Here is a 21,692-nt window from a genome sequence, read left to right as displayed (position 1 = left end):
GGTTAGTGCCTCAGCCCTGGCGATCGTTCACTAGCATCAGCTCAATGCGTGACCTGGTCCAACTCTGGACTAGGCTCCGCCGGGGAGCTTGCCTGCCTTGATCAATTCGCCGAAGGTCATGCCGCCCGAAGACTTTTCAGCTTCGGCCTTGGTCAAACCGTCGACAATGTACTTCTTGGCAGCAGCGGCATCGGCCTTCACAGCTTCGAAGTCGGCCTTGGTCAAGAACTTGCCGACAGCCTTGCCGTACTCGTTCTTCATCTTCTTGCTTGTGCCTTCGTGGCAGACATTGCACTTGGCAGTGCCAGCCGCTTCGACAAAAGCCTTGTTCTCGTTGCCTTCGACGTACTTTGCAGTCCATTCCTTCGCGAACGGAGGCAGGGCCAAAGCCGAGCCAGCGGTCAGCGAGACTACAAACGCGCCGAGGAGCAGCGTCAGACAAACTTTCTTCATCCGTTTTCTCCGCAGAATTTTGGAACTGCCACAGCAGGCACAAAGCCAACCGCTACGACCATTCGCAGCGAAATTTGTGAAGGTAGGAACCAGGGGGCAGCACACGTAGTTAACTCGGCAAGATAGGCAATGTCAAGTCGAGTGAACTTTGAGGGTGCTCGGTGCCCGCGGTTCGAAAGTCGCAGTCAAGCCGTAATTTCCGTGCCATACAAGGTCGGCAATCTCGGCTCGTAACTGCAAGCATTCACCTCACTGGGAAGAATACGTCACTAGTGAGAGTAGAGTTCTCGACTCGATTCTGCCTACAACTTTTGCCAGCGTTCCCACTCCTCCAGAAGTGCGCCACTGGCAGCAACTCAGGGCGTTCTCCCGATTAGCACCCTATTTGTTGATTTAATCCCAAAGTTTTGCAACTCGTCCACTCTTGGCGATATGCGTGGAAGTATTTCGCAGCCAACCACTTGCGTCCCAATCTTGCATCTTTGAGATCAGCCAATCTGTTGAAAAATCACCGGGTTTTTCAACACCCCCCTTTGCGTGCGGTCAGCAGAATCACCGCTGTAAACGTAGCGTGCTGCCCACGCGAACCGGCCACCAGGTTGTCAATGAACTCGCTCTATATTGTATGTAATTGTTAAATAACAGTCAACTGTTTTTCTGTTGGCTCGCTGCATCCTCCGCTTCCCCGCCCCGATTGCCCTGGCTGCGAATCGCGCGGGCTGCGTAAAATAGGGAGACTCGTTTACTCCCTTCACCCGCAGCCAATCCCACATAGCCCGACGGGTCAGCGAGAGAGAACTGAACGGAACGTGATTTTACAGTTCTCCCTCGCTGACGCGTCGGGCTAAGTAAATCACGTCGGGCTAAGTAAATCGGGCATAGCGGGCTCTCGTCTAGTTTAAGCAATCTCGTCCCCAACAAAGTCGGCAGGTATGGGCGGTTACAAGTCCCTGAAACGCGTGCTGGGCGAAACGCATTTGGGGCGCAAGCTGCGCTGGCTGTTCGGGGTCTGTCTATTCGGGCTCGTGCTCATCGCTTTCTGGCTCGTCGACTGGATCGGCGAAGACCTGGTGATGCGCAACATTCACCGCAACGGCCGCGAGTGGGTCCGCTATCACATTTTCGATAAACACTGGGAAGTCTGGGAAACCGACGTCGATCGCAAGCCGTTTCGCGCTGAGTTCAGCAAGCGCCTTCTCCCCGAAGGTTATAACGCGCGGACCATTTCGACCGATCGCGACCTGGTGAAGCGCCTGAACGATAGCGGCTTTAATTTGCGCCCGAGCGGCAAGAACGCTGCCGAGCAACAACGTCTGTGGGCCCCCGAGAATGCGGACGAAGTGCAATTGCTCCGGCAGTTGCAGGCCGACTTCGAGCAAGTGGTGGCCAGCCAGCCCGCACCGAATGCCGGCGACGACGAACAGCGCAACCTGGCGCATGAACGGTTTGAATCAGTCTTTGCCCGCCGCATCGATCACGAGGCCGACAAATATTACTACTACCAGCCCGTCTATTGGGACCGGCAATTATGTCTCTCGTGTCACGAGGGGAGTTACGGCAAGTTCTCGATCTCGGCCAGCGATGCTGCCGCCACCGGCACCAGCCAACTGCCGTTTCTCGTGACTCGCGTCGATCTTCCTTATGGCAAGACGCGCTCCGCAGTGAACTGGATTCGCGCGGTCCTCCTCACCGTCGGTATTCTGACCGTGTTCCTCTCGATGGTCGCCCTCTGGATGGTCGTGCGCTACGTCGTCCTAAAGCCGCTGGCCCACTTGCGCGAAGTGAGCGATTCGGTGACCCGTGGCGATCTCGATCAACGGGCCGAGATCAATACCAACGACGAGTTCGAAGAGCTGGCCGCGTCGTTCAACAAGATGTTGCGCCACTTGATCGAAGCGCAGGGGCAATTGCAAACCGCCAATAAAGACCTGGACGGCAAGGTCGACGAATTGGCCCAGCTCAACATGCAACTGCACGAAATGAACCGGCTGAAAGGTGAATTTCTGGCCAACATGAGCCACGAACTCCGCACGCCGCTCAACAGCATCATCGGTTTTTCGGAAGTCCTCGGCGGCATCGATTCCCTCTCCGACAAGCAGAAGCGTTACGCGAACAACATTCAGAAATCCGGGCGCGACCTGCTCGAAATGATCAACGACATTCTCGATCTGTCGAAGCTCGAAGCGGGGCGGATGGACCTGCGACTGAGCGAATTCCGCATCGACGCGATCATTCACTCGCAGTGCGATATCGTTCGCCCGCTGGCCGAAGACAAAAACATCGACCTCGCCATCGAAATCGAGCCCGACCTGCCGACGCTGTTTCAGGATCAGGCCAAAGTGCAGCAGATTCTCACGAACCTTCTCTCGAACGCGATCAAGTTCACGCCCGAAGGGGGGCGCATTACCGTCGGCGCGAAAGGGAACTCGCGCGGCTTCATCGAACTGTCTGTCGAAGATACTGGCGTGGGGATTGCCGAATCGGATCGCGAAATCATCTTCGAGAAGTTCCGCCAAGGGACTGCTGTTCTCGGCCGCGACATTCTCACGCGCGAGTACAGCGGCACCGGGCTGGGGCTCTCGATCGTCAAAGAGTTGTGCAAATTGCTCGGCGGCGAAGTCCACGTCGAAAGCGAACTCGGCAAGGGAAGCACCTTCCGCGTCCTCATTCCGTGGATGCGCGCCGAACAGCCTCAGCATGCGTCGAAGTTGAACGCCCGCCTCGACGAAATCACCCGCCCCCGCCGTGGCGATGCTGAACAGCTTTCGACCGATACGGTCGTGATTAGTAAGTAGACGGCGCAGAGCTTCGCGGTTTTGCAATTGTCCTGGGTGCTGGTTCTAATGGCTAAGTCCGTTGGTCTCCTGTTGTTGCTTTGCTCTCCAAGTGGCCCCATGTCGCGAATTGTTTCCCGTGCGTTGATCGCCTTACTTGCCGTGGTGGCAATGGGTGCCCATGTGCGCGGCGATGAGGCGGGCCAGTTGTACGCGAAGAAGATTCGCCCGCTGCTGGAGCGGAAGTGCTACGACTGTCATTCGGCAAAGGCCGAAGAAGTGAAGGGGGGCCTTAAGCTCGATACGCTCGAGGAGATGCTGAAGGGTGGACCGAATGGGCCGGCGATTGTGCCGGGCGATCTGGAGAACAGCTTTCTGCTGCGGGCCATTCGTTACGAGGAGGCCGACTATCAAATGCCCCCCGCGGGCAAATTGAGCGACGAAGACATTCGGGCCGTCGAACAGTGGGTGCGTGTCCTGAAAGATGCCAAGTAAACGGCGTTAGCCGATCCAATCGCCGGGGACTCGTTCGTCGACCAGCTTCAAGCGTTCTTCCAACGCACGTTCGAGATAGAGCGTCTCTTGCGGTTCGCGAATGTTGTCGATCAACACGAGCCGTTCGCCGTTCTGTAGCAGCACGCTGAGGGTATAGACATACGAGCCGCCATGCTTGCTCCGCTGGAAGCGCTCGGTGCAGAAGAGTTGCCGAACATCCATCGTTGGGACGCGGCGCTTGCCGAACGAAGGGAGCGGACCATGCCAGACGGCCAACTCGCCGCCGGCCAGTTTGATCTCGGTGCGATTGACGAAGCAGCAGAGGCAGGCGTAAGTGATTCCCACGCCCACGGCCACATGCAGCAGCGGGAACAACAAGAAAATCAAGTTGCCCCATTCCCACCGATTGGCACCCGCCATATGGCCGAAGGCCATAGAATACCAAACGAGGAGAAAGCCATCCCAAAAGATGGCGAAGAAGACGAGGATCCAAATGGCATGCGTGTACCAGCGCCAACGAATGGCCAGATCGGGACCAAAGTCATCGACGACATAATGCTTGGGCGGGGCGACGGGCATGTTGCGCCGCGACATCTGCAGCGGGCTACCGACCTGGTCGAGCACACTGAAGACGGCATCGCAGGCGAGGCACTTGCCGATGCCGAGCTTCAGATTCACGTCGGCCGCGGAGATGTGCTGATGACAGTCGGGGCAGGTGAGTTTCATGGTGTTAGGTATTCGCTGCCGCTGAAGTAATCTTATCGCTGGGTCAATCCATGTGGCTTTCTTCTCGCAGCCGATGAAACCGCATGATCAGTTCCCAGGCTTCGGCCGGGGTTTCTGCATATTGAATCAGTTTGAGGTGATGGTCGGCAATCACGCCTTCATCGGCCAGGAATTGAAAATTGATGACCTGGTCCCAGAACTGGCGGCCAAACAGAATAACCGGAATATCCTGCATGCGGCCCGTTTGCTTGAGCGTGAGGACTTCCAGCATTTCGTCGAGCGTGCCGAAGCCGCCAGGGAACACGACGAGCGCTTTGGCCCGCATGAGAAAGTGCATTTTTCGCAGCGCGAAATAGCGAAACTGAAAACAGAGTTCGGGAGTGATGTACGGATTGGGATCTTGCTCTTGCGGCAACGTGATGTTGAGGCCCACGCTCTTGCAGCCCACATCGTGCGCACCTCGATTGGCAGCTTCCATGATGCCGGGCCCGCCACCGGTGACGACGACATAGTCGCAGCGACCCCCCAGCTGACAAGTCGACGAAACCAGGCTGGCGAACTCGCGTGCTAGTTCGTAGTAACGCGCCTTCGCCACAACGCTTTTCGCCCGCACCACGTCGCGCTGCCGCTGCGCGTCGTGCGGCGATTCTTTCAGCGCGTTCTCAGCTTCCAGCAGGCGACGGTCGGCCTCATGCTGTTCGACGATGGCGGTCCCGCCGAAGACAACCACCGTCGAGTCGATGTGGTTCTCGCCGAGCAGCATCTCGGGCTTGAGGAGTTCAAGCTGCATGCGGACGGGCCGGAGTTCGGGCCGTTCGAGAAACTCCAAATCTTCGTTGGCCAGGCGATAACTGGGACTGCTCAGGATGGCATCGAGGGGCAATTCGGTCATGGCGATTCCGGGGGCTCGGAGGGGAGAGGAGTTTCGTCGCCAGAGGGCGCAGTAAGTTCTGCTGGCGTTTGCTCGGCAGGTGTTAGCTCAGGTTCAGGAGGCGGCAAGCGCGGTGGCTCGGGGCCACGGTAGTCAGCGGGTATCAAGCGTGCCGCCATCGCGAGTACGATGCCGCTGAACAGGACAAGCATGCCCATCAACATCATGGAGGTGGCCGCGGCGGGTGGCGTCGTGCGTAAATAGGGATGCCACCATCGCCAGCTAAGTAGGGCAGCCAGCAAGACCGCGAAGAGCGATCCGGCAGGCGGAAGCCAACGCGTGGTCCCATCCGAGCGCTGACCATTGAATAGCAACGTGATCGACCAGCCTGCCAGTGCCAGCGGAATAAATTGCCAACCAAAGGTTACGCCGACCATAACCCACATCAGCATCACCGGGCCGGCGTAACGCTGCACGAGTAGCGGACGAAAGGGAGTGGCCGCGTAAATCAAACCGCTGGTTATCAATCCCGCGAGTGCACCTATGGAGACATCGACCAGGCCCGCCAACCAGCGCCAATTGGGATCGCGCGGCGGCAACCAGAGCCGAGAGTCGACCGCTGCGATCGGGTGAATCGCAGGCCACAGGAGAGCAGCTATTATTGCGTAAAGAAGGATCGGCACGAACAGTCGGCGCGGGATTCGGTGGCCGTCATAGTCGATGAGCGCGGCGCCCACGAGCGTGGTGAGGAGCGACAGGTGCATCAATGTGGCCACCGCCAAGGATCGCGTGTCCTGCAGGGTTAATGGCGGTCGCGATGAGCCCACCGAGGGTAGGGGCAGGTTCATTCCGTTGCCAAGCAGTTCTACGCAGCCGACGACTAAGAACACGAGCGCCAGCCAGGTTTCGACAAACGGATAGCGGGCGGCAATCGGCAGATGGCAATCGGCACAACGGCCCCGCAGCATCAGCCAGCCAAGGATTGGAATGTTATGCCGCAGCCGAATGGGCGACAAACAACGGGGGCAGCGCGAGCCGGGAGAGACGAGGTTCAGTTTCGCCGGAACGCGATAGACCACCACGTTCAGAAAGCTGCCGACCGAAGCGCCAACCGAAAACATCCAGAGGCCGAAGAGCGCTGCCCCGATCCACCACATTGTCTCGGGCGAGATAGGTGGTTCTTCAATCACAATTCGCCGCGTGGCCTGGGCCAGCGGCGAGAACAGCAGCGAAACATCCATGCAATCAACGGCAGACCAAAGGAGCAACGGCAACTCGTCCCACAACGAGCGGATTGTCGCAGGTTGCTGGTCAGTAGCAAAGGCGAGCGCCCAATCGCGTCAAGTTACTTCGGCGGTGGCAGCTGACCACCACCGTTGTCGGGTTCGCCTTGTTGCACATAGGGGTTAATCACGAACACTGGATCTGACTTAGCGACTTCCTGGCTGGCAACCGGTGCGGTGCCAAACGAAGGATTGTAAGTAGCCGGCCAGGCAAACGGGCTGGTGCCGTAAGGGCGGCGAATGATTTGCGAACTGTAATACACCGGAGGATGGATGGCGAAGTAGGGCGGCTGCGGCGCAAAGCCCACGCGAGTGCCGAGATAGCCCCAGCCACCGCCGTAACCATAACCGCCCCAGCCGTTCCAGGTGGCCACATCGCCGGCGTAGGGGTACTGGGCCTGGGCAACGCCACTGCTGAGAGTCGCCAGGGCGAGAACGGTGAACACAAAAGTGAAAGTGCGAATCATGGTGCGGCTCAGCTGACAAGCAAGGTGCGAAACGAGAAACGAATTCTGCTTCAATTCACACTAATTACCGCCCTGGGCAGAAACAACTCCCGGCGAGTCAAGACCCCCGCAGTCGGCACTTTTCCGTACCCGCTGTTGCACGCAGCCAAGAGTTGCTACGGTGACAGGAGAGTCGACTTCGGCCAGAGGGACGAGCGACCAGGACACTGTGGGCGAGACGCAACGATGAGACGGAGTGCAACCATCGCGGTTCGCAAGCCAGCTGCGGTTCAAGCGGCACACGGTCAAGCCGCGCGCTGCCGCGGGTTGTTCATTGCGGGAACCGATACGGGCGTGGGCAAAACCTACGTGGCCGCCAAGATCGCCCAGGCTCTGGCCGAAACGGGCTGGCGAGTTGGCGTTTATAAACCGGCCGCCAGTGGCTGCCGCCGGTCGGGCAAAAATCTCGTCTCGGACGATGCCGTTGCTCTGTGGGAAGCTGCCGGGCGGCCGGGCAAATTATCCGCCGTCTGCCCGCAGCGATTTGCCGCACCGCTGGCCCCGCATCTGGCTGCCAAAGAAGAACGCAAAGAAATTGACTCCGCCCGTTTGCGCCGCGGTCTGCAATATTGGCTGAAGCGCAGCGACGTCGTCGTGGTCGAAGGTGCCGGTGGGCTGATGTCTCCGGTGGGCGAACAGGACTACGTCGCCGACCTGGCGCGCGATTTCGGCTTTCCGCTCGTCGTCGTGGCTGCCAATCGTATTGGGACCATCAATCACACGCTGCAAACCCTGATCGCGGCTCAAGCCTTCGGCAGTGGCTTGCCCGTGGCGGGTATTGTCCTTAACGATGTCCTTCCACCCGGCGCGGGGGACCCCAGCATCCGTTTCAATCGCTGCGAACTTGAACTTCGCTGCGTGCCGCCGGTGTTGCAAATCGGCTATGCCGAGCCCACGTTCGACCGCGTCATCGACTGGATGCGCCTCGCTCAGCCCGCGCGCCTTGAATCTTCTCAATTCAAATAGCCCAAACTAATTAGCCAAGACGCCATCAGGCAAAATTCGAAGGAACGATGAAGCTCAAAGAGATTCGCGCTTGCGGCGTATTGGTGATGCGAGATGAGCCCGAGCTCTCGTTTCTATTAATGAAGCATGCTCACCGCTGGGATTTGCCCAAGGGGCACCTGGACGAAGGCGAGACCGACGAAGAATGCGCCCTGCGCGAGCTGCGCGAAGAAACGGGCATCAAGGCCAAAGAGATTCAGCTGATCGATGGCTTTCGCTGGATCACGCAGTACGAAGTGAACTCCAAGCGCTTTCGCGAACGCTGCCACAAGACCGTCGTCATTTACCTGGCCAAGCTACTCAAGCCGGTGAAAATCAAGACCACCGAGCACCCAGACTACGAATGGGTGAAGTGGAATCCGCCGCACCACATCCAGCATCAGACGATCGATCAACTCTTAACCGCAGTCGAAGAGTTCCTCGGTCAAGAAAAAAAATGAGGGCACGGCAAACCTTCCAGGCTTACCGTGCCCTCCCAGCGGGTATCCACCCGTATGATTAAAGGCGACCGTTAGTTCGCGGCCAGCCCATCAAGATCGGGAGCCAGACGGGCTTCTTGCGTCAGGCTGTTCAAAAAGTTCTGAGCGGCCACATATTCTTGATGGCTGAAGAACCGGTCTTCGCTGCGAAGGTAATTCTTCAGCTGATCTTTGATCTGAGCAGTGCTGGCATTCACCTGGCGATAGAACGGGCTGTTCACACCAAATTCATTGGCTGTCCGGCGAGCAAACAGGTCCTCAAGCAACAGGCGGTTACCATCGAAGACCTGAGCTTGCAACACGGCCGGCCATTGCACCGAACCCGTATCCGAGTTGTATTCCCGACGGCTGAGACGCTCGGGCTGATCCTGCAGGTTCCATTGATCGAGCTTTTCTTTCGACAAAGGAGCCGGCATCGTCTCCGCCCGATAGCTGGCGTTGAGCCGCTTCGTTTCGAAGTATGTCTTCACATATCGCTGCTTGTTGTCGAGTTCCTTGGCATAACCGTCTTGCATGCGGTTGTATGCTTCGGCCGACAAAGCGTTGTAAATTCCCGCCCCTTGCAGCACGCGCGAGTAACCTGTCATGTAACCTTCGTCGATGGTCGACGAGTGGTGATTGGCGAGCATGGGAGCACCGCCAAAAAAGGTTCCCGTGCTGTATCCGCCGGCCATCGGTCCATATGTTTGAGCGCTGGCAGCCGAGACGGAAACAAGACCCAACACAACAGCTGACGCAAATTTCCAGAACCGAGTCATGGCTATGTTCCCCGTGTAAACGAATTCGAGTCCATTCGTTGTAAGTTTGACTTTCTCTGGTAGAGATCAATTGCAATCACCGTGCCAAACTCGTGTGGCGACGGGAGTGGAATGCCATAAGTGTCATTGAGTGCGGAAGTTCCGCATCTTTTGGGCAAATCTAGAATCAGCTCACAACGCTCCTACCTGTCTCATTCCGGTGTCACTCATCTCATTTTGAGCCGAGCTGAACCACCTGCAAGAAAGCAAAACAGGGTGCGGCCAACCTTCCAGGCGAGCCGCACCCATCCAGCGGGTGCTGTGATGAATTGTCGGGTTGGCTATTTATCAGCCAGTCCGTCTAAATCCGGAGCTAACCGTGCTTCGTGACTAAGACTGCTAAGAAAGTTCTGGGCGGCGATGTATTCCTGGTCGGTGAACCACTTCTCTTCACTCCGCAAGTAGGCCTTCAACTGGTCCTGGATGAGGACGGTGTTGTGATTTACTTCGCGGTAGAAGTTAGAACTCACGCCGAACTCGCTGGCGGTGCGGCGAGCAAACATGTTCTCGAGTGCCAGACGCTGAGCGTCGAAGATTTCGGCCCGCAGAATGGCTGGCCATTTCAAGGTCCCAGCATCGGAGTTGTATTCCCGCTGCGTCAAACGGTTCGGCTGATCTTCGCGATTCCATTGATCGAGCTTTTCCTTCGGAATAGTTAGCGTGTCGGACCGATTGCCCCCATTCAATTCCTTCAGCTCGTAGTAGGTCTTCAGTGCAAGTCGTTCATTATGAATTGCCAGCGTGCGGGCTTGTTGCAGGGCTTTCACAGCGTCGGCCGAATTACGGTTGTACTCGCCGGCCCCCTGCAAGATTCGCGCACTGCCATTGGCAATGCTTTCGTCGATGCTGGAGGCATTGCTGAACCCAGACAGGTTAGCAGGAGTATAACCGCCGCCCGAGTCGAAGACCTGATCCGACCCAAGCGGTTGGTCAAGCATGCCACTGGTGTTTTGGTTGTTGCCATTCCGATTGCCATTCAGTTGCTGAGCGCTATCTTGGCCGACTTGACGATTGACACCCTGGGCCTGATTGTTGCCATTCTGGTTATTCTGCCCCTGGCCGACTTGTCGGTTCACGCCCTGTGCTTGCAACACACCTTGTTGTTGGTCGCCAGGCTGCGGATTTTGCGGTTCGACATCAAACCGCCGCCCAGCGGTATTAGCGGGCTGGGCGTTTGGACCTTGGGCCGCGACGTCGGGCCGCCGGCCAGCCGTGTTTGCAGGCTGTCGGTTAGCTCCTTGGGCCGCGACGTTGGCTTGGCCTTGACCAACATTTTGCCCGCCATTGTTACCTTGGCCGCCATTGTTACCTTGGGCATTCCCTTGGGCGTAAATCGGAGATAGCGAGGCTACTCCGAGCAACATGGCAACCGCGAACTTCCAGCAACACTTCATGACTATTCCCCGTGAAATTGTTCGGCAGATTTATTGAAATCTTCTTAAATCAAAGTAATGCAAGCTCTATGCCGCAATCCGGCGAAGCTCGATGCCACAATTCAGTTAATCGTTGCAGCGCACTACTCTTAGGGCCGTTCGTACGAAATCCCGCTAAACTATGTTGGTAAGCTGCGGGGCAATTTTGCCCGCTGAAACTCGCTCTTGCCTTGCTGGGGACGCGAACGCCTGGCCGGCAAACGAGCATCGTGACGAACTAGCTGCCCAAGCGGCCAACTCAGCTGCTAAAAACAAGGGCCCGCAAAGCACCCCGCAAATAGATTGGGTATCGAATGTCACTTGCTAACGCAGCCTCGTCAGATCCACAGCATCTGGAAGCGCAAGAGACGCGCCTGCGAGAAGGTGGAGGGTCCGCAGCGATCGAGCGACAACACAGCAAGAACCGCGGGACTGCCCGCGAGCGAATCGCTCAGCTGCTCGACCAGGCTTCTCCGTGGCTTGAGATTGGACTCTGGGCCGCCTTCGAGATGTACGCCGACTGGGGAGGTGCGCCCGCCGCTGGCGTGGTGTGCGGAATTGGCCAGGTGAACGGGCGGCGGCACATGATCATTGCCAACGACGCCACGGTCAAAGCTGGCGCGTTCTTTCCCATGACAGCCAAGAAGGTGCTCCGCGCGCAGAAGATTGCCTTTCTCAATCGCCTGCCTCTGATTTACCTCGTCGATTCCGCCGGTGTGTTTCTGCCCCTGCAAGAAGATGTCTTTCCCGATGAAGACGACTTCGGTCGCATCTTTCGCAACAACGCGGTGATCTCGGCCGCGGGCATTCCGCAGTACGCAGCCATCCTCGGCAACTGCGTCGCGGGGGGCGGGTACCTTCCCGTCCTCTGCGACAAGTTACTCATGACCGAAGGCTCCGGGCTCTATCTGGCTGGGCCAGCGCTGGTGAAATCTGCCATTGGGCAGGATGTCAACAGCGAAGAACTAGGCGGCGCGCTAATGCATGCCGCAGTCAGCGGCACGATCGACTATCGCGAGAAGGACGAGCCCACCTGCTTGCAGCGCCTGCGCGACTTGGTTGGTTTGTTGCCCGCCGACCCGGCGATTCCTGCTCCGCCGTTCGGTCGCAAGCCAAGCCAAGAGCCAGCCCAGCCCGCGGAAACACTCAGCGCCTTTGCTGCTGGCGAGAATCGCGCCCAATCTGACGTGCGCGATCTGCTCGCAGCCCTGGTCGATGCTGATAGCTTTGACGAATACAAAGCCGACTACGGTCAAACGCTCGTCTGCGGCACCGCCCGCATCGGTGGCTTTCCCGTGGGGATCGTCGCGAATCAACTCCATCGCATTAAAACGGCTCGCGGCGAATTTCAGTTCGGCGGCGTCGTCTACGTCGACTCGGCCGAGAAAGCGGCCCGCTTTGTAATGAACTGCAATCAGGACTTTATTCCGCTCCTCTTCCTGCAGGACGTCAACGGCTTTATGGTCGGCCGCGACAGCGAGCGCGAAGGAATCATCAAGGCTGGTGCCAAGCTGGTCTCGGCCGTCAGCAATAGCCGTTCGCCCAAGTTAACTCTGATTACCGGCGGTTCGTTTGGCGCCGGCAACTATGCACTCTGTGGCAAAGCCTTCGATCCACGCTTCATTTTTGCCTGGCCAAATTCTCGCTGCGCCGTGATGGGTGCCGCGCAGGCCACGAACACACTCCTCGATGTCATGATCGCCAGCTTGAAGAAACAAGGGCATGCGACGGACGGTGAGGAACTCGATCAGCTCCGCGCGAAGGTTGCCGGCGACTATGAGCGGCAAATGGACGTCCACTACGCCGCTGCCCGGTTGTGGGTCGATGCCATCATCAAGCCGAGCGAAACTCGCGACGTCCTTATTCAGTCGCTCGAAGTCGTTACCCGCCATGCCAGCGACGAACCCTACCGCCTGGGCGTTTTCCAAGTTTAAGTACGATGAACTATCTCGCCCACGGCCGGCTCTTCATTCACGACCCGTACTACCTCGCAGGAACTGCTGCGCCCGATTGGCTAAGCGTCATCGACCGGCGCATGCGGCTCCGGTCGAAGACGGTGGTCCATCATATTGATTCGGCCGATCCCATTCGGTCGTCGTTTGCCCGCGGGGTGATGCAGCACCATGCCGACGACGATTGGTTCCATCAACAGCGGGCCTTTGTCGAACTGAGCCTGCAGTTCACCCTGCAGATTCGTGACCTGCTTGAACCGGACGATGGCTTTCGTCCCAGCTTTGTCGGCCACATCCTGGTCGAACTGCTGATTGACTCCTGTCTCGACGAAGACGACCCGCAGTTGCTCCCCAGCTATTACGCAGCGATTCAGCAGATCGATTGCGAACTGGTCTCGCTGCACATCAACAGCCTGGCGACAAAGCAATCCGACTTGCTGACCAAGTTCCTGCCGCGCTTTCAGGCCGAGCACTTCCTCGCCGACTACAAACACGACGACCGGCTTCTCCATCGCCTGAATCAGGTTATGCGTCGCGCCACCTTGCCCGCACTCCCCGATTCCTTCCTGTCGCTCCTTCCTAGTGCCCGCCGTCAGGTCCGCGAGCGCCTGCCCGACTTGCTACCGCCGAGTTGAATCGTTGTTTTTCTCATTCCCCGACAAGCCGTCAGCCGATGAGCCAACGAGGGGGACTGAAAATGAAGCGACCAATTGCCCGCTGGCACCGCCTGCTATTCATCATGTGCTGTCTTAGCTTCGGCCTGTTCGTGGCCGACGTGGCCAACGCGGGACATCCCAGCTATTGGACCATCGGCCGGCATCATCCCTCCGGTGCCGTGCAGCCCCTCCATCCGCAAGGCTATGCCTACGGCTGGTTTGGAGCCGCCCCCCGCCCCCAGGCAGAGCGTCAATCCGGCTACTATGGGCTGTATCGCCAGTGGAGCAGTTATTAGTCGCGGGGCCGTTGCCGCCGCGCGAACCATGCTGGCACTCCTAGCGTAGTTGCAGCATGCAAAACGTCGTTCACCATTATCGGCTCGCAGCCTGTGGTTTGCTTTCGCTCTTAGCGATCTGGGGCTGCCGCAAACCGGACCCGGTACAGCCCCCCAATAGCACCGCCCAAGTGCCCCTGCGAGTCATCGTCGTGGACGATGCCCCACTCGCCGCCACCATGCAGCGCGAATGGCTGGCCCATACCGAGAATCAACTCGAGGTGGCCTCCGTCACCGCCGAACAAGCAGCCACCGCTCAGCAGTTGCCCGCCGATGTGGTGATCTATCCACCTGGGCTCGTCGGGCAGTTCGCGGCCAGCGACTTGATCTTGCCGCTCGATGAGCAGCAACTCAGCACGCCCGAATTCGCCCGCGACGATATCGATCCCCTCCTTCGTTCGCAGCTTACCACCTGGGGCCGCCGCACCGTCGCCGTCCCCCTCGGCTCACCTCAACTGGTTCTCTTCTATCGGGCCGATCTGCTGGCCCAGCACAAGCTCGAGCCTCCGCAAACCTGGGAAGAGTATCAAGCGCTCGTCGACAAGTTCCAAGCGAAGCCCGCCGAGGTCACCACCGCAGATGACAACTGGCAAGCCACCGCCGAGCCTCTGGCCGCGGGTTGGGCCGCGGAGTTACTACTGGCTCGCGCTGCCTCGGCAGCCGTGCATCGCGATCAACTCTCGCCCCTCTTCACCTTAGAAAACTGCGACCCGCTCATCACTGGTCCGCCCTGGGTTCGCGCTTGCGAACAACTGGTCGCCGCGCACAGCAAGGCAGGCGACACACTGCTGACCCCTGCCGACTGCTACGCCAAGTTCCAAGCCGGCGAATGTGCGCTCGCCATCACCTGGCCCATGCTGCTCACCGAGGCTCCTCCTTCCATGCTCAAGCCCGAGCAGATTGGCCTTGCACTCTTGCCCGGCTCGCGCGAGATGTTCAACCCCGAGTCTCAAGCCTGGGAGTCACTGCGCGATGGCGAGTCGCTGCACGTGCCAGTCTTGGGTAGCAGTGGCAAACTCGCTTCGGTCACGCGCGCCAGTCCACAACCGCGGGCAGCGACCCAGTTCCTGCTTTGGCTCAGCGGCCCAAGAATGAGCGGGCGGATTGCCGCGCATAGTGCCGAGACAACTCCCTTCCGCACTTCTCATTTTCGTGATGCCGGCCCTTGGCAACCACCTCAGCCCGTGGCGCTCTTGCCGCAATATGGCGAACTCCTTTTGGCCGAACAGTCGCAGCCTCGGCGCTTGATTTCGCCCCGAATTCCCGGGCGAAAAGAATATCTGGCCGCGCTCGATCGTGCTGTGTTGGCCGCGGTGATGAAAGAGACTTCACCGACTGACGCGCTCACCACGGCTGGGGACGAGTGGCAGAAAATTACGGCCACTCGCGGTGCTGATTCACAACAACGGGCACTTCGTCGCAGTCTTGGTCTGATTGACTAAGACCGACTCATCAAACTTACCGGGCCGACTTCCAACCACCATCGTCAACCTGCGAGCTGACAGGCACGAGTGTTTCGGTCGTGGCAGTCACTGGTTGCAGGTGCGTCGGTTCGATAGTCGTCGAGCGAACCGGCTGCAGGCGATTCGCATTCATTGGCCACACCGCAGGCACCACTGCCCAGCGGCCGTCAGCCTTTGCAGTCCGATCGCCAGGAGTGATCAACTGCGGAGCACGATTCGGCTGCAGACGTTCGTCGGCATGTGGGTCGGCCAATGGTTGCACGCTCGGGGGCGGAGTAATCAGGCTCGGAGTGTTGCTCGGCGTCAAACCCGGTTCGCCAATGCGGTGATTCTCGGGCTGGGTGAGCGTGGTGCGGTCGTTGAATGTGGCGGGAGCTTCGTTCCGATAGCCACTGCCGATGATCGACGGACTCGAACTGGCGGGGGGCGTCATCATGACGGGCGGTGTCACGCTATTCGGTGCCGATTGCAGCGGCGCTGGTTGCGAATAAGGGTCGCTCAGCGTCGGACGAAATCGATCATTAAAGCCTGGATCCACGGGAGCAGGAGGATTCACCGGGGCACCGAAATTTCCCGATCCCGAATTGAACGGAGCTGGCGTACCCGAGTTGAAGTTCGGGTTGCTCGGGGCAGGCGTGATGACCGTACCGGGTGCCAACCGCGGCTGTGTATTGGCAGCTGGACCGGAGTTGATGATCGTGCCTGGCGAACGTGTGGGGGGCGAAGTGATGATCGTGCCGGGCGAAACTCCGCTGGGCAAACCGAAGCCACCGGGCGCGGGAGCTGGATTCACTGGCACCATCGGAATTGTCGGCGGCACGGTGTAATAAGGAGCAGCTCCGCAGCCTTGCGAAGCACAGCCACTAGAATTGCACGTCTGTTGTGGTTTGCAGCAACTGTTGTTCGAGCCGCCCCACAGCCAGGCAAACGGACGCCAGCAACTGCTTCTGCTCGTGCCGCAGGTGGTAGTGGTGCAACTAGTAGCAAATTGGCACGTGGTCGGTGCCGCCATGCCGGGCTGATAAACCGTCACGGGGCGATAGTAAGTCACCGGCACTTGGACGGGCACCGGGCGGTAATAAACCTGCGGAGCCATGTAAGCGACTCGCTGAACCGGAGCCGAGTAGCCGCCGTAGAAAGCAGTGGTCGAGACGCCGGGCTGAGCGGCCCCGGCATACGAAATCTGGTACGAGCCGACGGCCGGAACTGCGTAGGCAATGCGCGAAGCAGACGCCGGAGCATAGTAAGCGCGAGTGGGCTGACCCGCCTGCGGAGCGTACTGAGCTTGCACGACCGGAGCCGCCGGCGCGAATTGATACACGTTCTGCGGCGCGTAATAAGCGGTATTACCGGGCCAGCCGGGAACTGTGCCCCGAATCACATTTTGGGCGACAGCGACGTCGCTCCCCACCGTCACCAGGCAAATGATGCCGGCCATGAGCGAGCAAAGCGGGTTGTACAGGTTTCGGCTGGTCATAGGGGGCAATCTCCCGGGCGTTCACGGTTTTGTCTGGGAACCGTGCGGCGCACTGGCGAGAATTCTTTAGACCGAATTCCCGACAGTTCGTCAATCGTTTCTTTAATTTTCTTGAGCGTTTGCGTAAATGTTCTTGCCGTATCAATTATTCCATCCAGCGAATCATTGCTGGACTTAACGATTGAAACCAGCGACTACCGCCACTTCACCACCTGGCAGTCCGCCGATAACTACGGTTCGTGCAAACGTAGGTCACACCCCGCGCGCCGCAATTCCGCCCAGGTAAAATTTGCGGGCGCAGCGGGCGGAAGAGGGGGAGACAAGGCGAGGGGGAGAGTGGGAGAACAAAATCCCTCCCCAAACGCCACCGCCCCCGCGGCGGTGGTTCATTTGCTTTTGCCCTACCAACGGCCAGCCGCCTGAATCTACCGATTATTCCGAGGGAAGCGATTGCCCCCTTAATCTCTGGCTGGCCGTGCCTGGCCAAGGGAATCGACCTGCTTACGATCGCGCCTCAGGCTCGGCGCGACCCCGCCAGAAATTTCCATTATTCCAAGTTTCGCGAATTCGAAAGCCTGTTGCCGGCCAACGACTTAGCGTCGTTTTTTCTGGAAACCTTCCAAATTGAGTTTCCAGAATAAATTCACTTTTGAATCAGCCACTGCGCAGGTATTTGCTCTGTTCAGATCAAGTCCTCGCCATTAACTGCGCCGCGACTCCCGCCAACTAACGTCTCCGTAATCCCCCTTAAACAACCTGCCAACAACTCACGAGTTGTGAAACAACGATTGCCAGATAGGTGGCACATAACTTGCCACATATTCAACACAGTCTACCGAATTGCCAAGGAACACACCCCGACATTAGACACTTTGCCCAGGACTAGGTTGGTCACGAATCGAAGAGTTTCGTTGTCATTCGCGTTAGCAATCCATCTGCCCCGGGGTCGGGAGGTTTTTCGGGGGAGTTGACCCTGTCTTCAGCCGCTCAGCGACGCCCCGAAAATTCTCCTGACCCCAAACGTGCGAATCCCGCAATCACGCTTCAGGTTTGGTGTTTCGGGCCAACCACTAATAGCCAACAGGCTGCCCGAACTCGCCCGAAAACCAATACGACCCAGGTCGTATTAGCGTGAAGGCTCGAAGAACCGCTCACCCCTTCTTGCGCAAATCTTTCCGGCAGTCGGGCGAAGGGGGGACGGCATCGCCGACCTGGTCGACGGGATGAGTGAAGAGGTAGCGCCAGACTTCTTCGTGGATGAGCTTGCCGTCGGCACCTTTGGCGGCAGCGCCGCCGGGCAAGCTGGCGTTGTGAGCGCGGCCGGCATCTTTTTTCACATCGGCGTTGGTGATCAGGCTGCGGGAGTTGCCGTACGGCGGCTTTACGGCATCGACGTCGACGAGCGGGCCAAATTCGTTCAGCCCGAGGAGTTCCCACGAGCGGCAGTAGTGGTCGCCGGTCCAGCCCCCGTCGAGCACATGGGTGAAGCCGAAATAGCGGTTCTTGGGCGTGGCGGAAGGCAATGCCTGCCAGTTTTCGTATTGATCGCGCGGGCCCGAGAGCATCACCACGCGAGCCACTTTTTGCTGTTTGGCAAAGCGGGCAGCCGTGGTGCTGCCGTGCGAGATGCCGGCCAGAATCACGTCGTCCCACTTCAGGCTCTGGCCATCGGCGGCTAGGAAGCGCTCCCAATTTCCTGGCGGATTGACCTTCGCCAGGTGCTTCACAAACTGCAGCGAACGCTCGGCAATGCTATCGGGCTTGGGAATGTCGATATGCTCGCTGACGTCCTCGCCGGTGGCGGCTTCCAGGCGAATCTTACCCAAGTGCTGCTCATCGGCGGGTGCGGGCTCTTTGTTCAATTTGCCGAACCAGCCATTCGCGTAATGGACCTGAATGTAATGCAGGCCATAGCTTGAAACGCGCTCGGCCAGCGGCTGGCTGTGCCCCATCAACCAGATCACCAGTTTGCCTTGCGACTTCGCGCGGGTATCGACGCAGGCATGCTGCAGATCGGCCGGCTTCCCTTCTTTCGTGAAGACGAAGTTAATCTCCGGATGCTCCTTGACCCGCGCGTCGATCGTGCTTGCGCGCTCCTTCAGGTCATAGCGTTGATCTTCGGCGAGTAGCAACGACGCCGAGCCAAGCACCAAGGCTAACGCGGCAATAGCGAGAGACTTCATGGAGAGGAACCTTCCAGCGGAATGAATCAAGAAGAGACGACCACCTCAACTTACCAAGTCCCACGCGCGGCGTTCACTCCCCCCGGATGGTGCGATGAGTGCTCAAAACGGTCACCGATGCTGATATCTGCATGCATCGAGAATCGTGACATTTTCGTGCCGATCTTCCTTTAGCGGGTTCCCTAGCGGAACCTTCGTTTGCTAAGTTGAGGGGACGTGGACGGCGGCTTATCTCTTCGCTGGCCAGTGATGAACCCCGGGAAGATTCATGGGACAGGAATCGGCCGGTATGCTCGCAATGCCTGCTGCGCAGAGCCCCGCCTCTGACGCTGTGTGGCACCCGTTACTCGAAGCCTTGCCGAGTGCGGCCTATGTCTGCGATCGCGATGGGCGGATCGTCGCCTGGAATCAGCTGGCCGAGCAGCTTTGGCAACAAGATCCGGTCGACGAAGCGACCAACTTCTGGACCGGCCCTTGCCAAGTCCTTTCGGCTACCGGCTTTCCAATGCCCAGCACCGAATGTTGGGCAGCTCGCGCGGTCTTCTTTGGGGAAGCTTGCCGAGGGCAACTCGTCACCCTCAGTTTGCGCGATGGCTCCTGCCGCGAAGTTCTCGCCCAGGCGAATCCCCTGCGGGGAAATAGTGGCCCGATTGCTGGCAGCCAGAACGGAAGTGCCCGCGCCGGCGCGGCGGAATTGATCACCGGTGTCCTCTGCACGCTGACCGATTTGGGCGCGGTGCCGCGCACGGGCGAACCGTGGAACGATGAACCGTGGCTCGAGCACGAACAGCGCTTCACACGATTCATGCAGCACTTGCCCGGGCTCGCTTGGATTAAAGACACCAAGGGGCGATATGCCTTCGTCAACGATGCTGCCGCGCAAGCTTTTCAGCACTCGCGCGAAGAGATTATCGGCCGCACCGACGACGAACTCTTTCCTCCGGCCACGGCGGCCATGTTTCGCGAGAACGACCGCCAGGCGCTTACGGCCACCACGCGATTGGAAACCATCGAGACGTTGCAGCAGTCCGACGGCTTGCATCATTCGCTCGTCAGCAAGTTCGTGATTCCCGGCGTCGATGGCAAGCCTGCCTGGGTCGCGGGGATGGCCATCGATATTACCGAACGGCTCGAAGCCTCGAAGACGATGGCCCTCATCAAGGACGAGTTGGCTGCCCAGCTGACGGATCTCGGTCGCCTGCACGACATGAGTGTGAATCTTTCCAGCACTTTGGAGATGCGCCCCACGCTGCTGGCGATGTTGCAGACAGCCATCTTGTTCGAAGGGACCGACCGGGGTGTGGTATGGCTGTTCGATGAAGAAACCAATTGCCTGCGCGTTGGCGCAAGCCTCGGCTTCCCGGAAGAATTCATTCGTTCGTTTGACCTGATTGCGCCGGGCAGCGGTGCGTGTGGTGAATGCCTGCGGACGCGCGAGCGTGTGATTGTCGAGGACATGGAAGACTCGCCGCTGTTCGACGAACATCGTCACCTGGCGCGCGAGGCGGGCTTTCGCGGCGTGCATAGTACTCCGCTCTTGACGCGTGGTGGCAAGTTCATTGGCGTCTTATCAATCCACTTCGTCGCTCCCCATGTGCCCACGCCGCGCGAGATGCATCTCGTCGACCTGTGTACGCGCCAGGCGGTCGATTACATCGAAAATGCTCAGCTTTATGCCCAACTGCGCGAGGCCGATCGCCGCAAGGACGAGTTCCTGGCAATGCTCGCGCACGAACTGCGGAATCCTCTCGCGCCACTCAGCAATTCGCTGCATACTCTGCGCTTGTGCGAGGAACTGAGCCCGGCAGCGCATCACGTGCGCGAGATCATGGAGCGCCAGGTGCAGCACATGGTCCGCCTAGTCGACGACTTGCTCGAAGTCTCACGAATCACGCGCGGCAAGATCGTCCTCCGCAAAGAACCGGTCGAACTACTCACCGCACTGGGGAGCGCCGTCGAAGCAAGTCGCCCGCTGATCGAAGCGGCTCGCCATCAGTTGCATATCGATTTGCCTGGCTATCCGCTGTGTGTAGAAGGGGATGCCGTGCGGCTGTCGCAGGTCATTACCAATCTGCTCAACAACGCCGCCAAATACACCGAAGAAGGTGGCCAGATCTGGCTTGCCGCGCGGCGCGAAGGGGATTCTGCGATTATCTCGGTGCGCGATGCGGGGCTGGGCATTTCGGCCGAGATGTTGCCGAAAATCTTCGATATGTTCTCGCAGGTCGATCGAACCACGCGTCGTGCGCAAGGCGGGCTGGGGATCGGACTCACGCTGGCGAAGAGCCTGGTGCAAATGCACGGCGGCACCATCGAAGCGACGAGCGCCGGCGTGGGGCAAGGGAGCGAGTTCCTGGTGCGTTTGCCGCTCGCGCTGCGGTCGTTGCCGGTCATTCATTCACCGTCGGTGGTGAGCAACGAACTGCGCGAAGCGCTGCCACGGCGGCGGATTCTGGTCATCGACGACACCCGCGCTGCCGTCTATACGATGGGTCGCCTGCTCGAAACGATGGGGCAGCATGTGCGCACGGCCAGCAGCGGGAAAGAAGCGCTGCTGCACGTCGAGCGTGAACCGTTCGACGTGATCATCTCGGATATCGGCATGCCCGAGATGGATGGGTACGAATTGGCCGCCAAGTTGCGCAAGCATCCCAAGGCTTGCCATGTCGTCCTCGTCGCCCTCACCGGCTATGGCCAGGACAGCGACAAGCTGCAAGCCCGCGAAGCTGGCTTCGACTATCACCTGGTGAAACCCGCTAGTTTCGACGCTCTTCGCGATCTACTGGCTGCACTGCCGGTGTGAGGCGAGGGACGAGAGACGGGAG

At 59.0% G+C, this 21,692-nt stretch carries 18 protein-coding genes; 9 read left to right on the top strand and 9 right to left on the bottom strand.

The window, feature by feature from the left end; genetic code table 11:
• Nucleotides 1-69: 69 nt before the first annotated feature.
• Entirely contained in the window at nt 70-453 is a 384-nt protein-coding gene (locus ETAA8_RS32035) for a hypothetical protein (protein ID WP_145098791.1), read from the bottom strand.
• A gap of 932 nt (nt 454-1,385) precedes the next feature.
• Between ETAA8_RS32035 and ETAA8_RS32030 the strand changes: the two genes are divergently transcribed.
• Nucleotides 1,386-3,248: a sensor histidine kinase gene (locus ETAA8_RS32030; RefSeq protein WP_145098788.1), complete on the top strand. Its 1,863-nt coding sequence runs from the start codon at nt 1,386-1,388 to the stop codon at nt 3,246-3,248.
• Nucleotides 3,249-3,347: 99 nt separating this feature from the next.
• Nucleotides 3,348-3,722 carry a c-type cytochrome domain-containing protein gene (locus tag ETAA8_RS32025; RefSeq protein WP_202921397.1) on the top strand — a complete coding sequence of 125 codons (375 nt, stop codon included), beginning with the start codon at nt 3,348-3,350 and terminating at the stop codon, nt 3,720-3,722.
• Between the two features lie 6 nt (nt 3,723-3,728).
• Here ETAA8_RS32025 and ETAA8_RS32020 read toward each other — a convergent pair whose 3' ends face one another.
• The 4 genes from ETAA8_RS32020 to ETAA8_RS32005 form a co-directional block, all read right to left on the bottom strand.
• Nucleotides 3,729-4,448, bottom strand: a complete 720-nt coding sequence (locus ETAA8_RS32020; RefSeq protein WP_145098781.1) for a hypothetical protein — start codon at nt 4,446-4,448, stop codon at nt 3,729-3,731.
• A 43-nt stretch (nt 4,449-4,491) separates the two neighbouring features.
• Nucleotides 4,492-5,340 carry an LOG family protein gene (locus ETAA8_RS32015; protein ID WP_145098778.1) on the bottom strand — a complete coding sequence of 283 codons (849 nt, stop codon included), beginning with the start codon at nt 5,338-5,340 and terminating at the stop codon, nt 4,492-4,494.
• The gene (locus tag ETAA8_RS32010) at nt 5,337-6,560 is read right to left on the bottom strand and encodes a prepilin peptidase (RefSeq protein WP_202921396.1); all 1,224 of its coding nucleotides are present in this window, start codon (nt 6,558-6,560) and stop codon (nt 5,337-5,339) included. Before ETAA8_RS32010 ends, ETAA8_RS32015 begins: the two co-directional genes overlap by 4 nt.
• 104 nt (nt 6,561-6,664) lie before the next feature.
• Nucleotides 6,665-7,069 (bottom strand): hypothetical protein, encoded by a 405-nt coding sequence (locus ETAA8_RS32005; protein WP_145098775.1) that lies wholly within the window; start codon nt 7,067-7,069, stop codon nt 6,665-6,667.
• A gap of 225 nt (nt 7,070-7,294) precedes the next feature.
• Here ETAA8_RS32005 and bioD point away from each other — a divergent pair, with 225 nt between their 5' ends.
• Nucleotides 7,295-8,074 (top strand): dethiobiotin synthase, encoded by a 780-nt coding sequence (gene bioD / locus ETAA8_RS32000; protein WP_145098772.1) that lies wholly within the window; start codon nt 7,295-7,297, stop codon nt 8,072-8,074.
• Between the two features lie 47 nt (nt 8,075-8,121).
• Entirely contained in the window at nt 8,122-8,553 is a 432-nt protein-coding gene (locus tag ETAA8_RS31995; protein WP_145098769.1) for a bis(5'-nucleosyl)-tetraphosphatase, read from the top strand.
• A 71-nt stretch (nt 8,554-8,624) separates the two neighbouring features.
• Here the strand turns inward: ETAA8_RS31995 and ETAA8_RS31990 are convergent, their stop codons facing one another.
• Entirely contained in the window at nt 8,625-9,350 is a 726-nt protein-coding gene (locus ETAA8_RS31990) for a hypothetical protein (protein WP_145098767.1), read from the bottom strand.
• 320 nt (nt 9,351-9,670) lie between these two features.
• Entirely contained in the window at nt 9,671-10,783 is a 1,113-nt protein-coding gene (locus ETAA8_RS31985) for a hypothetical protein (RefSeq protein ID WP_145098764.1), read from the bottom strand.
• Between the two features lie 332 nt (nt 10,784-11,115).
• On the opposite strand from ETAA8_RS31985, the gene ETAA8_RS31980 reads away from it, so the two are divergent.
• The 4 genes from ETAA8_RS31980 (at nt 11,116) to ETAA8_RS31965 (ending at nt 15,186) form a co-directional block, all read left to right on the top strand.
• Nucleotides 11,116-12,735, top strand: coding sequence for an acyl-CoA carboxylase subunit beta (locus tag ETAA8_RS31980; protein ID WP_145098761.1), 1,620 nt, complete (start codon nt 11,116-11,118; stop codon nt 12,733-12,735).
• 5 nt (nt 12,736-12,740) lie between these two features.
• On the top strand, nt 12,741-13,388 hold the full coding sequence (locus ETAA8_RS31975; RefSeq protein ID WP_145098758.1) for a hypothetical protein: 648 nt from the start codon (nt 12,741-12,743) through the stop codon (nt 13,386-13,388).
• 62 nt (nt 13,389-13,450) lie between these two features.
• Nucleotides 13,451-13,705 (top strand): hypothetical protein, encoded by a 255-nt coding sequence (locus tag ETAA8_RS31970; protein ID WP_145098756.1) that lies wholly within the window; start codon nt 13,451-13,453, stop codon nt 13,703-13,705.
• Nucleotides 13,706-13,761: 56 nt separating this feature from the next.
• Nucleotides 13,762-15,186, top strand: a complete 1,425-nt coding sequence (locus ETAA8_RS31965; RefSeq protein WP_145098753.1) for an ABC transporter substrate-binding protein — start codon at nt 13,762-13,764, stop codon at nt 15,184-15,186.
• A 16-nt stretch (nt 15,187-15,202) separates the two neighbouring features.
• On the opposite strand, the gene ETAA8_RS31960 is transcribed toward ETAA8_RS31965, so the two are convergent.
• Nucleotides 15,203-16,684, bottom strand: coding sequence for a hypothetical protein (locus ETAA8_RS31960; RefSeq protein ID WP_145098750.1), 1,482 nt, complete (start codon nt 16,682-16,684; stop codon nt 15,203-15,205).
• Between the two features lie 1,151 nt (nt 16,685-17,835).
• On the bottom strand, nt 17,836-18,867 hold the full coding sequence (locus ETAA8_RS31955; protein WP_145098748.1) for an alpha/beta fold hydrolase: 1,032 nt from the start codon (nt 18,865-18,867) through the stop codon (nt 17,836-17,838).
• A gap of 289 nt (nt 18,868-19,156) precedes the next feature.
• Here ETAA8_RS31955 and ETAA8_RS31950 point away from each other — a divergent pair, with 289 nt between their 5' ends.
• Nucleotides 19,157-21,670 (top strand): hybrid sensor histidine kinase/response regulator, encoded by a 2,514-nt coding sequence (locus ETAA8_RS31950; RefSeq protein WP_238397628.1) that lies wholly within the window; start codon nt 19,157-19,159, stop codon nt 21,668-21,670.
• Nucleotides 21,671-21,692 lie beyond the last annotated feature (22 nt).

The organism is Anatilimnocola aggregata, from assembly GCF_007747655.1.
In the GTDB taxonomy this organism is placed as follows: domain Bacteria; phylum Planctomycetota; class Planctomycetia; order Pirellulales; family Pirellulaceae; genus Anatilimnocola; species Anatilimnocola aggregata.
Note: the sequence above shows the minus strand (reverse complement) of the source record. Positions and strands in the feature narration are given on the sequence as shown.